Source organism: Streptomyces sp. NPDC044064 (assembly GCF_056434245.1).
This window is the reverse complement of record NZ_JBWKFN010000008.1, coordinates 1-13,924: the sequence shown is the minus strand read 5'-3', so window position 1 is coordinate 13,924 and position 13,924 is coordinate 1. Positions and strand designations below refer to the sequence as shown.

General features: G+C 69.0%; 12 protein-coding genes and 1 pseudogene. 5 read left to right on the top strand and 8 right to left on the bottom strand.

The annotated features are described in order from the left end of the window. Positions 1–245 precede the first annotated feature (245 nt). The 4 genes from AC07DS_RS14795 to AC07DS_RS14780 form a co-directional block, all read right to left on the bottom strand. The gene (locus AC07DS_RS14795) at positions 246–1,079 is read right to left on the bottom strand and encodes a class I SAM-dependent methyltransferase (protein WP_479145334.1); all 834 of its coding nucleotides are present in this window, start codon (positions 1,077–1,079) and stop codon (positions 246–248) included. Positions 1,080–1,306: 227 nt separating this feature from the next. After that, positions 1,307–2,329: a TolB family protein gene (locus AC07DS_RS14790; RefSeq protein WP_479145332.1), complete on the bottom strand. Its 1,023-nt coding sequence runs from the start codon at positions 2,327–2,329 to the stop codon at positions 1,307–1,309. Further along, the gene (locus tag AC07DS_RS14785; protein ID WP_479145330.1) at positions 2,326–3,600 is read right to left on the bottom strand and encodes an MFS transporter; all 1,275 of its coding nucleotides are present in this window, start codon (positions 3,598–3,600) and stop codon (positions 2,326–2,328) included. Before AC07DS_RS14785 ends, AC07DS_RS14790 begins: the two co-directional genes overlap by 4 nt. Positions 3,601–3,605: 5 nt before the next feature. Then, complete coding sequence (locus AC07DS_RS14780) at positions 3,606–4,496, bottom strand: alkaline phosphatase family protein (RefSeq protein ID WP_479145328.1); 891 nt, start codon at positions 4,494–4,496, stop codon at positions 3,606–3,608. A gap of 305 nt (positions 4,497–4,801) precedes the next feature. On the opposite strand from AC07DS_RS14780, the gene AC07DS_RS14775 reads away from it, so the two are divergent. Beyond that, the gene (locus AC07DS_RS14775; RefSeq protein WP_479145326.1) at positions 4,802–5,356 is read left to right on the top strand and encodes a P-loop nucleotide/nucleoside kinase family protein; all 555 of its coding nucleotides are present in this window, start codon (positions 4,802–4,804) and stop codon (positions 5,354–5,356) included. Between the two features lie 162 nt (positions 5,357–5,518). Here AC07DS_RS14775 and AC07DS_RS14770 read toward each other — a convergent pair whose 3' ends face one another. The 3 genes from AC07DS_RS14770 to AC07DS_RS14760 all read right to left on the bottom strand — a co-directional run bounded on the left by AC07DS_RS14770 (position 5,519) and on the right by AC07DS_RS14760 (position 7,870). Further along, complete coding sequence (locus tag AC07DS_RS14770; protein ID WP_479145324.1) at positions 5,519–6,340, bottom strand: thioesterase family protein; 822 nt, start codon at positions 6,338–6,340, stop codon at positions 5,519–5,521. A gap of 100 nt (positions 6,341–6,440) precedes the next feature. Beyond that, positions 6,441–7,193: an orotidine-5'-phosphate decarboxylase gene (gene pyrF / locus AC07DS_RS14765; RefSeq protein ID WP_479145322.1), complete on the bottom strand. Its 753-nt coding sequence runs from the start codon at positions 7,191–7,193 to the stop codon at positions 6,441–6,443. A 44-nt stretch (positions 7,194–7,237) separates the two neighbouring features. Then, positions 7,238–7,870 (bottom strand): BlaI/MecI/CopY family transcriptional regulator, encoded by a 633-nt coding sequence (locus tag AC07DS_RS14760; protein ID WP_479145320.1) that lies wholly within the window; start codon positions 7,868–7,870, stop codon positions 7,238–7,240. 1,409 nt (positions 7,871–9,279) lie between these two features. Here AC07DS_RS14760 and AC07DS_RS14755 point away from each other — a divergent pair. Continuing rightward, a complete protein-coding gene (locus AC07DS_RS14755) occupies positions 9,280–10,197 on the top strand; it encodes an NADP-dependent oxidoreductase (RefSeq protein ID WP_479145799.1) in 918 nt (305 codons plus the stop codon). A gap of 179 nt (positions 10,198–10,376) precedes the next feature. On the opposite strand, the gene AC07DS_RS14750 is transcribed toward AC07DS_RS14755, so the two are convergent. Next, positions 10,377–11,087 (bottom strand): type 1 glutamine amidotransferase domain-containing protein, encoded by a 711-nt coding sequence (locus AC07DS_RS14750; RefSeq protein WP_479145318.1) that lies wholly within the window; start codon positions 11,085–11,087, stop codon positions 10,377–10,379. Between the two features lie 392 nt (positions 11,088–11,479). Here AC07DS_RS14750 and AC07DS_RS14745 point away from each other — a divergent pair, with 392 nt between their 5' ends. The 3 genes and pseudogenes from AC07DS_RS14745 to AC07DS_RS14735 all read left to right on the top strand — a co-directional run. Continuing rightward, positions 11,480–12,454: an alpha/beta hydrolase gene (locus tag AC07DS_RS14745; RefSeq protein ID WP_479145316.1), complete on the top strand. Its 975-nt coding sequence runs from the start codon at positions 11,480–11,482 to the stop codon at positions 12,452–12,454. Between the two features lie 97 nt (positions 12,455–12,551). Further along, positions 12,552–13,466 (top strand): acetoacetate decarboxylase family protein, encoded by a 915-nt coding sequence (locus tag AC07DS_RS14740; protein ID WP_479145314.1) that lies wholly within the window; start codon positions 12,552–12,554, stop codon positions 13,464–13,466. A gap of 17 nt (positions 13,467–13,483) precedes the next feature. Beyond that, a pseudogene (locus tag AC07DS_RS14735) lies at positions 13,484–13,786 on the top strand (aldehyde dehydrogenase family protein); the annotation flags it as partial. Positions 13,787–13,924: the final 138 nt, after the last annotated feature.

The following is a 13,924-nucleotide window of genomic DNA, read 5'->3' as shown; positions in this document are numbered from 1 at the left end:
GTGAAGATCATCGCGGCTTGATCGGTGGACGGCAATCACGAATCCAACTCCCGTGCTGAGCCTATGGACGCACGCACTGCACACTCGCCGGGGGAGACACTCGATTCGCGTGCGGGCGCGGACGGGCGGAGCGTGTGGCTGACGGCGGGCGGTCGGTGAGCTTCCGCAGGGGCCCGACGCGCCTTCCCCGCCCGCGGTCACCGAGCCCGGGCGGAGCAGGGCCGTACCCGCCCATCGTGCACCGGTCACCATCCCACCGCAGTCGCTCTGCGAGGCGGCACTCCGGGTGGGCGCCCACGTACCGCCCAGGCCCGGGCGGTGAGCGCGATGGATCCGTCCGCTCTTGTGGGCACAGCCGCGTCGAGTGTGTCCCGCAGCCTGTCACGGCAGCCCGGTGAAAGAGCAGCCACGTAACCCGGGGCGGGGCCTTGTCCTGCCAGGAACGGCTCCCAGAGATCGGCGAATCCGGTGAAGACGGTGGGCACCTCGATCGAGGTGACGGCCAAGTCGACGAGGCCCGCCTCCGCCCACACCGCACACAGCGGCTCCGGTCGGCAGAAGGAGAACCGACGGCCCTCGTCCAGCGCGGCAGCGGAGGGATCCACCTCGGTGGCCGCATCCCAGAACCGGCGCAGAAAGCCCATCTCGCCGGGGTAATCCCACACGTAGGCTGCGACCAGGCCGTCCGGTCGGACGGCCCTGGCCATCTCGGCCACGGCTCTGACCTGGTCGGGCAGGAAGTTCAGGGTCAGACCGCTGACGGCCACATCGCACCCCGCATCGCATACGGGCAGGGCCATCGCGTCGCCCGCCAGAAAGCTCGCCGGCGCGGAAGGGACGGCCCTGGCTGCGCTCACGAAAGCCTCCGACCGGTCGATTCCCAGCACCATGCGGGGCCGGCACAGGCCGCTCACCACTCCTGACAGCACACCGGTGCCGCATCCCACGTCGAGCCAGCGCAGACCGGCCGGGCAGTCGAGCCACGTGACGAACTGCTTCGCGACGACACGGCTCCAGCGCCCCATGTACCGCTCATAGGCAGTCCCGGACGCCCACACATCGAAGTGTTCCTCGCCCACGCCGTCCATCTTCCCGGGTCGTCCCCCAGAGGGCCTCCTGAGGGCCTCATGAGTGAGGCGCAGGTCGAGTGCTGATCGCGGTTGCCGGTGTCTCGTAAGCTCCCGGACACCCGTCGTCGTACCGGGTGCAGGCGTGGGTTGCGGCTGGTGCGCGAGCTGACGGAGAGGGATTTCGGCAGCGGACCTCCTGTGTGGGAGGACGGCCTGCTCAAGGGACTGCCGGCCCGTCACCCCAGATAGGCGGGAGCGACAGCGGAAGTCATCAGCCGGCGGGCTGTACCGGTGCCGTCGGCGGGGACGGTCCACAGGTCTGAGCCGTAGTCGCCGGGAAGGGCGTAGACGAGGGTGGAGCCGTCGGCCCACAGAGCCTGGTCGTCGATGTTGCGCTGCTCGGCGGTCGGGGTCTCCTTCATCGTCCGCAGGTCGAGGACGTACAGCCGCCAAGGCGCGTCGGGCGAGGCTCCCTTGACGCGCTTCTTGTAGGCGATCCGGGTGCCGTCGGGGGAGAGCGAAGGGCATTCAACGTTGCGGTGCAGGGTGGTGAGGGTGCGTGCGGCGACATCGCCGCGGACCAGATAGGTCCGGCCGCCGGTCGCCAGCGTGGCGTAGAAACGGGTGTCGTCGGCGAAGGTGACACCCCAGATGTTGATGTCAGCGGAGCGATAGGGACGGCCGTCCTTGGTGATGCGGAAGGATTCCAGGTTGTCGTCAATGGCCCAGGTCCGGGTGTCGACGATGGCGGTGCGGGTGGAGAAGTCGGTGCCGGCGTAGGAGTCGCCGCTGACGAAGACCGTCCAGGCCACCAGGTGACCGGAGGGTGAGACCCGGGCCCGGGTGGGGATGCCTGCTGCCGGGAAGTGGTGCAGCTCGTGCAGGTGCGAGTCGAGAACCACTGCCCGGTAGGTGTCCTGGAGCGTGCCGTGCACGGCCTGCAGGCAGATGCCGGTACCGGCCGCCGCGTGGAAACGCAGACACTTGACGCCCGATGCGGTGCGCGGGCCCTGCGGATCGTCGGCGGGCACGGTGGAGATCTCGTCGCGGTGCGGGCCCCAGGCCAGGTTGCGCACCAGCAGCCGACGATCGGCCGTCGGCCGGAGCGAGACGGTTCCGGGCCGCACGGTCGGACCGTTCGCCTGCTGCTGGTCACGCATGCCCGACCGGTGGGCGGCGTAGAGCACCGCCCCCGTGCCGACGCTCCCGAGCAGCAGGACGGCGACCAGCAGGATCACCAGGCGGGCAGTTCGCGTCATGTCGACACCTCATCGGCGGGACGAAGGACGAACGAGGCTATGAGGGCGCTGATGGCCAGTGCGGCGGCCGTGACGGCGAGTGCGGTTCGCCCGCCCCACAGGCTCCAGACCGTGCCGAAGACGAGTGAGCAGGTGAACCGGGCCAGCGCCTGGCCGGTGCCCACCAGGGCCTGCCCGGCACCTTGGTGCTGTACCGGCACGACGTCGGCGGTGGCGGCCGCGAGGACTCCGTCGGTGGCGGCGTAGAAGGTGCCGTGAAGCACGAGGACGGCGGCCACGGCCGGGATTCCGTGCCAAGGGCAGAGCACCAAGCCATAGCCGAGCAGCAGGACGCCGTGGCCGCCGAGGAAGAGCCGACGGCGGCTGATGCGGTCGGCGAGTGCGCCGAGCGGGACGGCGAGCAGCAGGAAGACGGCGGCGGTGCCCAGCGGCAGCAGTGGGAACAGATGGGCAGGCAGGTCCCCTTCGCGCTGGAGCAGCAGATAGAGGAAGGAGTCGCTGACGGTGGTCAGGCCGAGCAGGGTCGCGCACACGGTGAGCCGGCGCAGCTCGGGGCGGCGCAGTAGCCCGAGTGCATCGCGTAGCACCGGCCGGGCCGATTCGGGCAGTTGTACGGCACCGGTACCGGTGGGAGGGTTGTGGCGGGGCACGAAGAGCACCAGCACCAGGACTCCCAGTGCGGCGACGCAGCCGCTGACCGCGAAGACCGCGTCGTAGCCGTCGACGGTGGCCCGCAGCACGGCGAAGGCGACGAGCGGGCCGAGCAGCGCACCGGTGGTGTCCATGGCACGGTGTACCCCGAACGCCCGTCCCCGGTGCTCGGGTTCGGTGGCCAGCGAGATCATCGCGTCCCGAGGGGCGGTGCGCAGCCCTTTGCCCGTGCGGTCGGCCGCGAGCACGGCGCTGATCACGGGGAGCGTGTGGGCCATCAGCAGCAGCGGTTTGCACACCGCGGACAAGCCGTAGCCGAGGCCCGCCACAACCTTGTGCCGACGGCCTCCCCGGTCGGCGAGGTGGCCGCCGGCCAGCCGGACCAGGGCCCCGACGCCGTTGTTGATGCCGTCGAGCAGCCCGAACCCGAGTGGCGACAGGCCGAGGCCCACGACGACGTAGAGCGGCAGGACTGCGGTGACCATCTCGGATGAGATGTCCGTGATCAGGCTGACCGCACCCAGGGCCAGCACGGTGCCGGGCACGGCGGCCGGCCGCCGCCCCGGACGGGTGTCCGAGGCGACGGCGGGCTTGGTGCTGCGGGAGTCCGCGAGATACACGGGCGTCAGTTCCAGATGCCGGTGATGTCGGCAGCCGAGGCGGCGTTGCCCGCGTGCGTGGTCAGACCGGCCAGGTCCTCCACGGTGCGCAGTACGTTGTAGTGGTTGTAGGTGGTGGCGCTGGAGCTGCCCGGGGCGACGTGCTGCCCGTACAGGACCGTGGGGATGCGGTTGCCGGAGAGCTTGTTGTCCTCGTCGAAGGTGACGGCGAGGATGCTGTTGTGGGTCTGGGCCCAGGTGGCGTACGCGCCCAGGTGGTTCTGGATCCAGGTGTCGCCCGTGGAGACCGAGCAGTCGTGCATGTCACTGCACAGGTTCGGGACGACGAAGGAGACCTTGGGCAGGGTCGTGTAGTCGGTCGGGAACTGCGCCATGGTCATCGCGGTGTTCGTCGGCACGTTGGAGAAGCCGAACCACGGGTTGTGCTTCTGCGCGTAGTTGCCGCTGCTGCAGACCGTCGAACCCTGACTGGGCAGTGACTCGTTGTAGCTCTTCCAGGTCTGACCCGCGGCGATCAGCTCGGAGGCGAGGTTGGGTGCGGAGATGGAACCGACGGTGACGCAGCTGTCGTCCGTGCGGCCCTGGTTGGAGCCCGAGAAGAGCATGTAGTAGTTCGGCTCACTGGGGTGGGTGAGGCCGTAGGACTGTGTGAGGTTGGCGCCACCCGCCTTGAGGGTGTTGTTGATGTACGGGGCGCTGGAACTGCCGATCACCTGCGAGTAGGCGTGGTTCTCCATCACCACGACCACCACGTGGTCGGGGGTCGGGAGAGCTGCGGCCTGAGCGGTGGAGGCCGTGGTGGTCCACAGGCCGATCGACGTGGCGGTGAGAGCGACGGCCCCGGCGAGTGCGGCGAGGGGGCGTCGGTTGGGCTGGGGAGCCTTGACGACGGTCATGACTGTCCTCCGGACAGAGGTGACGGACGTTGGGGGAGCGGCGCCGTAACCCTAGAAGCACCGGGCTGGAACCGGGTGAAGGGCAGACGAACGGTAGGCCCCGCGGGGCAAAGGTCATGCCACGCACAGGTCACGCACAGAAAAAGCCGCCAGTCACAGGATCGACGAACCTCGTCGGAGACGGTCAGCCCCCCCGAACCTCGTTGCGCCCCGCCCCCACGCGCCCCGGAACGCCCTGGGTTTCCATCATGCGAACGGATCGATATCGACGCGTGAGGCGGTCACCCGCTGGCACGCTGCCTTCCATGAATCACGCGGAAGTACTGCTCATCGGAGGACGAGCCGGCGTCGGCAAGACGACGGTGGGGTGGGAGGTTTCGGCGCTGCTGCGAGCCGCGGCGGTCTGTCACGCGATTGTCGAGGGCGACTTCATGGGGCAGGTGCATCCGGCACCAGAGGGAGATCCTCACCGCGAGGAGATCACCGAGTGCAATCTGACTGCCGTGTGGGCGAACTTCGCCCGGCGCGGCTACCGGCGCCTGATCTACACGAACACCGTGAGCGTGCTGCCAGAGGCGACGGGAATGTTCGAGCGTGCCATGGGAGCCGGGGTGGGGATCACGCGAGTCCTGCTCACCGCCTCCGACACCACCGCTCGCGAGCGGCTGGTGGGCCGGGAACTCGGTTCGGAACTGGATCAGGAGCTGGAAGGCAGCGCCCGCAAGGCACTGCTCCTGGACCAGAGAGTCCCGGCAGGGACGGTACGGGTGGTGACGGACGGACGCCGTGTCGCGGACATCGCGCGGGAGGTGGTGGCTGCCACTGGTTGGACTGGTTCTCACACCGTTCACAGGGCGTGATGGTGTCTGCGGACCGGGCCGGGAATCCGCGCCGCCGAGGAGCCGCCCGGCTTCGTCGCCTCGCAGCACCACTACGACCCGCCCGCAAGCCGAGTCCTCGGACCGGACCTCCGCCCCAACCGGCCTTGTCGGTCTTCCGCCACGCCCCGATACCGGGGCTCGTCATGCTTTCGGCAGGGGGCGGACGGTGAGGATCTGCTGGGCGTGTCCGACCGGGCCGTCCGTGTCGTGCAGGACCGTGCTGGTGAGGCCCTGGCCGGTGGGGCCGAAGGTGACGGTGGTGTCCAGCCCGGTCCACTTTCCACGCGGTTGGCGGTGCAGGTGGACGGTCAGGTCGACGTTGGGGAACATCCATTCCGTGGGAGGCTGCCGGACGGCGATGCCGTTGGCCGTGTCGACCATGGCGAGATACGACGCGAGCGGGCTGACCTGAACGCCGGCGACCAGATCGAGGGGCGTGGAGACCCATGCGGTCGTACGGCCCGGCAGGGGCGGGCTGACCGGGCGGACGTCCAGAGAGGCGATGTAGCCACCGGGCCAGGCGTCGGACATCGGCCACGGGGCCAGTGACTCCGGTGGTGCGAGGCGGTCGTCGGGGCCGCCGGCGACCGCGGTGGTGTCGACGTCGGCCAGGAACCAGGCGCGGGCCCGTACGGCCGGGCGGCCGGCGATCCGGACAACTGCCTCGAGCAGTTCGATGGTCCGGCCCGGGCGGAGGGTCTCCACCTCGATCTCGCACTCGTCGAGGGCGAGGCGGCCCAGGATGTCGTAGCTGATCCGGGAAATGATCAGGCCGTTGTCCGGACCGGCGGCCCGCCGCCGCTCGATGGCGTGGACGACGAGCCCGCCCAGCGGGCTGAAGTGCTGCTCGTCCGGCTCCCAGGCCCCACTCGCGTGCGTCGTCGGCATGTAGCGGCGGTCGTCGATGGGTTCGAAGTAACTGCCCCGGGGTGCGGTGGAGCTGGGCAAGGGTCGCTTCTCCATTCGGGTAGCGGGATGCGAGTGGGCAGCCGGAGCTGTCGTCACGTCAGCCGACCAGGACGCTACCGATATCTGGTCGTCTCGCCACGTAAGAAAGTGCACACTACATGCAATGTGGAGGGCCGAGAAGGAGCGGGCTCCGCTGCGGCTGGAGGTCGCCGTAGACACGGAGGAATGCGGATACCGGGTCCATGGCGCGTGTGACTGCCCGTCCTATGACGACATGTGAGGCTCCCGCAGCGATGGCAGCCCGTGGCGTGCCGGGACGGGCGTGCTCACCGGGAGAGGCACCGGGCAATGCAACGCCAGGGGTGACGACCAACGCATCGCCGGCCAGCAGTCTGCGCAAGGCCTTGACCTCCCGCGGCGACGCGATCACGCCGTGGCAGCCGGCCTGCTCGGCCAGGCCGGCCAGCCGGAGTACCTGGCTCTCAGTGGAAACACCGTCACCGTCACGGTCACCGACGCCGATGTCGACGAGATCGGAGTCGGTCATGCTGGTGACGACGGTCAGAGCGAGGACGCGCAGCGCCGGGAAGTTGCGGGCCGCATCGACAGCGGCAGCCATGATGCCCGTGCCTCCCATGCTGTGCACGGTCACCATGGAGACACCGAGGGCTCCTGCCGCACGCACGGCACCGGCAACGGAGTTCGGGATCTCGAACAGCTTGAGGTCCAGGAACACTTCTTTACCCCGGGCGACGAGGTGCTTGATGAACTCAGGCCCAGCTGCTGTCAGGAGCTCCAGTCCGACTTTGTAGAGGTGGCACCTGTCGCCCAGTTGGTCGACGATGTCCTGGGCGGCCGCGCGATTGTCGTGGTCCAAGGCGACGATGATCTGACTGGTTGGCTCCATGCCGCCATTGTGATTTCCCCGCACGAACCGTCTATGCCCAGGGTCTATCCGGCAGTTTCGGGCTGGGCCTCGCCGGTGGGTGTCGCCGGTTCCGGCGCGCCAACAGCGGTGTAGAAGACAGAGCTGCCCTGCTTGGTCCGCTGGACCAGGCTCTTGGCCACGAGGTTTTCGAGAGTGGTGCGCACGACATTGGTCGCGATGGTGCGGTCGGGGTGCGCGTGGCCGAGTGCCTCGGCGACCTCAGCCGCGGAGCGGGGTTCACTCTGCTCGCTGAGGTGGCGGTGGATGAGGTTGACCAGGGTGGGCCGCGCGCTCTTTGCTGCCGCCTTCTTGGTGGCGGGCTTGGTGCCGGGCTGTTTCTTGGCCTTGGACTCTTGCGCGGCGGACGCCTTTGCCGGCCGACGAGCGCCAGGCGTAGATGTGGTCTTCTTCCTGGGGGAAGGTACGGCGGCGCTGTCAGCGCCGGCGGGCTCAGGGGCTGCTGCCTGGACACCGAGGGCCTGTTGGATGCTCACCAGCACTGCGTGGTCATGCTGAAGTGTTGCCAATTGCTGCTGCAACTCGGTGAGCTGCGCCGTAATCCGTTCCTGCTCCTTGATGTTGTGTTCGAGGTCGCCGGCAACTTGGCCGATGTACTGCGAAGTCAACTCTGTGGCGGTAGCCGTGCCTTCGGACATCTTTCTCTCCTCGGTTCGTGGCCGGGCCGAAGCCCCTCACAGGCCGTTGCGGCGGGTCAGGGAAGACCTTCCGAGCCGCAGCGCGCATGGTGCAGCGATGATACGGGCCGGAAGCCCTGTTTCTGCTGTGCGAGCAACGCCTTCCGAAGTCAGGGTTCTGGCGTGGGATCTGTGGTGGAGGTGGCTCCAGCGCATGGCCAGTCGTAGTTGGGCCACCGCAGACGCCACCCAGCTGCTGAGCGACGGTGAGCGTGCGCGAGCCGCGTCTGGCACTGTTCACTTCCGCGGACGTACACGAGTTGCCGGCGCTTTGACCTGGATGGTTTGCCGGGTTGGGGCGCGCTGCCGGCTCCCGTTCCGATTGACTGGGAGACAGTTGATGTCGCCGCTGTATCCGCTGGAACACCGGGACGGCAGCCCAGTGAAGAGGGAGGCGGCCAGTGCTTGGAGATGGGCACGGGGAGGGACGCCTTGCTCGACGAGCTGGCGTAATCCCGCGCGTCCAGCTTCCCCTGTTCGGCCTAGTTGTCCTACTGATCGCCTTCCGTGTGTGGGAACGGGACACGGCGGCGCGTCGAACTCGGTCGTGTGCACCGCGGATGCCGCCATGCACCCGGCGCGCTCGATGCCGCCGGGATGATGACCCGGGACGACCTCAACCGGATTCTGGCCGGCCAACGCCTTCCGCCGTCGCGCATGCGACTGTCGCGTGACGCGTAGACGCTGCTGGTGGGCGGATGCACCGCGCCACTGCCCACGCGCCCCAGATCGCCATGGTGGTGATGTCAGGTCGAAGTGTGCTGTGGGCGCCTTGTCAGCTGGTGAGTTGGTACAGGTGGAAGTCCATGTCGGCGCCGTGGGGGAGCGCGGGCTCGGGGGTGATGGTCCGCAGGTGGCGGGCGCCCGTGAAGGAGCGGTTGAGGGAGTCGTGGGCGATGTGGTCGTTGGTCTTGATCGCGATGACGCAGGGGTGACCGGCCCGGGAGCGGCGGATGTCGTCGAGGATCGCGGGGACGGGGGGTGAGGTACGGGTGAGGTCGAGGCCGGCGGGGGTGAAGGCGGGGCCCCAGGGCGGTTCGACGAAGTAGGTGTCGCGCCGGCTCCGGGCTGGGAGTTATCAGCAATACGGGCGTTCACGGCCCCACCCACCTCACCGTCGCCTGGTGAACGACCACCGGTCCGAGAGCCTCCGTCACCCGGTATGCCCCCCCCGGGGCCCGAGTCGCACAGTGCGACTCGGGCCACAGGCGAGTCCTGGACGCGGACGGCATCACCGTCGGTCGTGCTCTTGGGAATTGGGAATACGGATCCGCGCTTGATCTTTGAACGCGGTGGCACGGTTCGCGTCGGAGCCTCTGGCGCGCGGCCGTCCAAGCCTTGTCCCGACGAGAAAGTGCGGTGATCACGCGATGCAGGCGGTGCGGTTTCACGAGTACGGCGGGATCGATGTGCTGCGGGTGGAAGAGGTGGAGCGGCCGGTGCCCGGTCCTGCGCAGGTGCTGGTCGAGGTCCGTGCGGCCGGGATCCAGCCCGGCGAGGCGCACATCCGCACGGGCGCGCTGCACGAACGCTGGCCGGCGGCGTTTCCCTCCGGGCAGGGCAGCGATCTGGCCGGCGTCGTGGTGGAGGCCGGCCCGCACGTCCGTGGCTTCGCGGTGGGCGACGAGGTTCTGGGCTTCACTCACAGGCGGGCCAGCCATGCGCAGTTCGTCGTGGTCGACGACGTGAACCTGGTCGCCCGTCCGGCGGGGTTGGCCTGGGAGGTGGCCGGGGCGCTGTACGTGGCCGGCACAACTGCCTACGCCACCGTGTTCGCGGTGGACCCCGGCCCGGACGACACGGTCGTCGTCTCCGGTGCGGCGGGCGGCGTCGGGTCGCTTGCCGTGCAGCTCGCGCGGCGGCGCGGCGCCACGGTGATCGGGCTGGCGAGCGAGCGGAACCACACCTGGTTGAAGGAGCGCGGTGTCCACCCGGTCGAGTACGGGCCCGGCGTGGCCGAGCGGATCCGTCAGGCGTCCGGCGGCAGGGTCGACGCGTTCATCGACACCTTCGGCGACGGCTACGTGGCACTGGCAGTGGAGCTGGGCGTGCGGCCCGGGCGAATCAACACCATCCGCGACTGGCAGGCCGCGGCCGAGGTCGGCGCGCGGACCTACGGAGAAGGTGCGGCGGCGTCTGCGGTCGTGCTCGGCGAGCTGGCCCGGCTTGCCGCGCGTGGGCAGCTCGAGGTGCCGATCGCCCGCACCTACCGGCTGGAACAGGTGCGAGACGCCTTCCGCGAGCTGGAACAGCAGCACACCCACGGCAAGATCGTGCTCCGGCCCTAGCTGCGGCTGCCGAGGCGACCAACGAGCAAGCATCCCCGAACACAACCCAACGTCAATGAGCACGGCGATGTGGCGGTTCGGGAGAGCGAAATGGCCGACGTGACGGCACGCTCGAACAGCTCGCCTTCGTGGGCGCGAGAGGCGCGCGGCTTGCCCGGACGCCAGTCGATCCGCCCGAACTAGCGCGCCCGATCAGTCAGATCGGTCACCAGTCGCTTGGCGAGTCGCTCGGAGGACGTGGGGTTCTGGCCGGTGTACAGATTGCGGTCGACCACCACGAACGGGAGTAGGGGCAGGCGTGCCTTGACGTAATCCGCACCGCCGTCGCGCAGGCGGTCCTCGAGGAACCAGGGAGCCTTGCGGCCGAAGCTGTTGAGCTTTTCCTCGGTGTTGGAGAGGCCGGTCATCCGGTACCCGGCGAACGGCCATGTCCCGTCCTCGTTCTTGGCCGCGAGCGTGGCGGCCGGCGCGTGGCACAGGAGGGCCAATGGCTTGCCGGAGTGGAGTACCCGGGTGAGCATTGCGCCGGAGACCGGGTCGTACGCCAGATCCTCCATCGGACCGTGTCCACCCGGGTAGAACACTGCGTCGAACCGGTCCGGGTCGATGTTCTCCAGTGCCTCGGGGCTGTTCAGCGGGCACTGGATGGAGTCCAGGTACCTGGCGACCTCGCGCAGCTTGGACGGGAGGCCGGCGGTGCGGGACATGCTGAGCCGGTCCAGTGTCGGGGCCTTGCCGCCCGGGGTGGCGATCGTGATGTCCCACCCTGCTTCGCTGAAGATCTTGTGCGGCATGGCCAGTTCCTCACCCCAGAACCCTGAGGGGTGCTTCGTTCCATCGTTCAGCGTCCAGTGATCGGCTGCGGACACGACGAAAAGTACAGCGGTCATCTGCGCCTCTCCCTCCTGTGGTGGTGACAGATCCGGCGCCCCGGTTCGGCGGGTGCGATGTCACGGGGTGGCGATCGGCTCGGTGCTCCGCTGTGCAGGCCGACCGCCGAGAAATGTGTACGTTGCTTACATGAGCCTAAGGGGCAATGTAGGCAGTGTCAATATTCCTTCCCTTGTCGGGGCGTCAGCCGCCCGGTGTCGAGGCGGGGAGCCGGCTGGACTTGGGGTGAGGGGGTCCGATGGGGCCCGTGTGCGGCGGTTGCGAGCTGCAGTGGGCGCACTGACGATGGTCCGGGGGAGTTTCATCCTGGGGGAGGCCGTCACCGGTAGCGGCCGGTCCGTCGGGCCGCACGACTGGGCACTCGTGTGCCCGAGACGTGGAGTGAGTGAGCGTGACCCATCTTCCACCGCCGATCACCCCGTACCTCGAGGCCGCCGCGAAGGAGCTGGCCGAGGCGACCGACCCGCACCCTCGGATCTACGAGGTCCCCCCGGAGCAGGGCCGTGACATTCTGCTCGGCCTGCAGAGCGGCGCCGGCGTGCCCCGCCCGGATGTCGACGAGGCGTGGGTCGACGTGGACGCCGGCGAGTGGGGCACGGTGCGGACCCGCATCATCCGGCCCAAGGGGGTGAGCGGGGCGCTGTCGGTGCTGTTCTACATCCACGGCGCCGGCTGGGTCTTCGGCGACGACAAGACCCACGACCGCCTCTTCCGTGAACTGACCGTCGGCGCGAACGCCGCTGGTGTCTTCCCCGTCTATGACCGTGCGCCGGAGGCGAAGTACCCCACCCAGGTGGAGCAGAACTACGCCGTGGGGCAGTGGGTCATGAAACACGGTGCGGAGCACGGCCTGGAGACCTCGCGCGTCGCCGTCACCGGCGAGTCGGTCGGCGGCTGCATGTCGGCGGTCTTCGCCCTGATGAACAAGGAGCGCGGCGGGATCGACCTCAAGGCCCAGTGCCTGCTCTACCCGGTGACCGACGCCGACTTCGACACCCCTTCCTACCTGCAGTTCGCCGAGGGCTACTACCTCACCCGTGACGGCATGAAGTGGTTCTGGGACGCCTACACCTCCGACCCCGCCCAGCGTGCCGAAGTGCGCGCCTCCCCGCTCCAGGCGTCTCTGGAACTGCTTCGGGGGCTGCCCACCACTCTCGTCATCACCGACGAAGCCGATGTGCTGCGCGACGAGGGCGAGCAGTACGCCAACAAGCTGCGCGAGGCCGGCGTCGACGTCACCTCGATCCGGGTGGCCGGCATGGTCCACGACTTCCTCCTGCTGGACAGCCTGCGCGACACCCGCGCCGCCAACATCGCCCGCGAGACCGCCATCGACTTCCTGAGGACAGCGCTGCACGGCAGCTGAGGCAAGTCACGCATCCGCTCCCGATTGTTGACGGTGCTTACATTGGGGGCTACGCTCATGTAATCACCGTTAACATGTGAGCTAGGGAGCCGCGTCGATGCCCTCGCCCCAGCAGGATTCAGTCAAGGTTGATCTCGGGGGCCGTACGGTCACGGTCCCCAAGGGCGGCCTGTACGACCGCTACCGGATGGACACCGATCTGGATGAAGTCGCCCGCGATCCCCGTGTCAGCAGCGTGGACTTCTTCCGGCGGCTGCCCAAGAACAGGGTCGACTCTCCGATCGGTGCCACGCTCACCCCGAACTTCTACTACCGCATCTCGACCGCCCGGATCACGATGCTCGCCCGCTCCCGCGCGATCCGTTCCAGGCTGCCCAGGGAGCTGGCGCCGCTGGAGGTCGCGCCGGGTCTCGGGCTGATCTCCGTGATGTTCTTCCGCTACGACGTGTGCGACATCGACTTCTACACCGAGGCGGCCGTCGGGATCGCCGTGAAGCCGGCCCGGCACGGCAAGCTCGGGTTCTTCGACCTCGTCGCCGCCCTGAAGAACGAGCACCTTGATTCCTACGTGCTGTCCCTGCCGGTGAGCACGGACATCGCCCAGGTGCGCGGCCACGACGGGTACGGCTTCCCCAAGTGGGTCACCGACCTCGATGTCGACATCGACGCCCACCGGACGACCGCGCGTGTGGCCAACGCCGACGGCGGCACCGACCTGTCGCTTGTGGCGGCCACGCCCGCCCAGACTGCCTACCCGAGCGGCAAGCGTGTCTCGACCCTCACCTCGTACACGTCGATCGGCGATGCGTGGCATTCGACTCTGAGTCAGACCAACGTGCTGGCGGCCGGCACGGAGCTTGTCCCGCGCAATCTCGTGCTGCAGGTGGGGGAGGGCCGCATGACCGACGATCTGCGTTCCCTCAAGCCGATCCGGACGGTTCAGTTCGACGTCGTCGGTGAGGGCCAGCTCGCCCTGCACATGCCGGTCCCGACATCGGTCCACAGCCGGTAGCGAGGAGCCCTTCGATGGTCTGGTCCGGCAACGGGGCTCGCGGCCGGGCCGTCGCCGCCCGGGTGCACGCCGGCACCGTCAACGTCAACGAAGCATTCGCGGCCGCGTGGGGAAGCGTCGACGCTCCGATGGGTGGCATGGGCGACCCCGGACTGGGGCGCCGCCATGGAGCCGACGGCATCCTCAAGTACACCGAGCCCCAGACCGTCGCCCATCAGCGCATCCAGGGCTTCACCCCGCCGGCGAGCATCAGCCCCGAAACCTGGGCCATCCTCCTGACCGGCGCACTGAAGGTCCTCAGGGCGGTCGGCGTCCGCTGAAACGCCAGAGGCCGGAAGGGGGGGGGGGGGGGGGGGGGGGGGGGGCGGGGGGGGCGGGGGGATGTAGAGGGGGCGGTGGGGGGGGGGAGGGCGAGACCTACGTTGGCGGTCGCCACCACCCCCGGGGGAAGAAGGTGG

Bases quoted from the DNA above. Each gene is read 5' to 3' on its own strand.
- AC07DS_RS14790 (WP_479145332.1), bottom strand. From the start codon at position 2,329: ATGACGCGAACTGCCCGCCTGGTGATCCTGCTGGTCGCCGTCCTGCTG.
- AC07DS_RS14780 (WP_479145328.1), bottom strand. From the start codon at position 4,496: ATGACCGTCGTCAAGGCTCCCCAGCCCAACCGACGCCCCCTCGCCGCA.
- AC07DS_RS14775 (WP_479145326.1), top strand. From the start codon at position 4,802: ATGAATCACGCGGAAGTACTGCTCATCGGAGGACGAGCCGGCGTCGGC.
- AC07DS_RS14770 (WP_479145324.1), bottom strand. From the start codon at position 6,340: ATGGAGAAGCGACCCTTGCCCAGCTCCACCGCACCCCGGGGCAGTTAC.
- pyrF (WP_479145322.1), bottom strand. From the start codon at position 7,193: ATGGAGCCAACCAGTCAGATCATCGTCGCCTTGGACCACGACAATCGC.
- AC07DS_RS14760 (WP_479145320.1), bottom strand. From the start codon at position 7,870: ATGTCCGAAGGCACGGCTACCGCCACAGAGTTGACTTCGCAGTACATC.
- AC07DS_RS14755 (WP_479145799.1), top strand. From the start codon at position 9,280: ATGCAGGCGGTGCGGTTTCACGAGTACGGCGGGATCGATGTGCTGCGG.
- AC07DS_RS14750 (WP_479145318.1), bottom strand. From the start codon at position 11,087: ATGACCGCTGTACTTTTCGTCGTGTCCGCAGCCGATCACTGGACGCTG.
- AC07DS_RS14740 (WP_479145314.1), top strand. From the start codon at position 12,552: ATGCCCTCGCCCCAGCAGGATTCAGTCAAGGTTGATCTCGGGGGCCGT.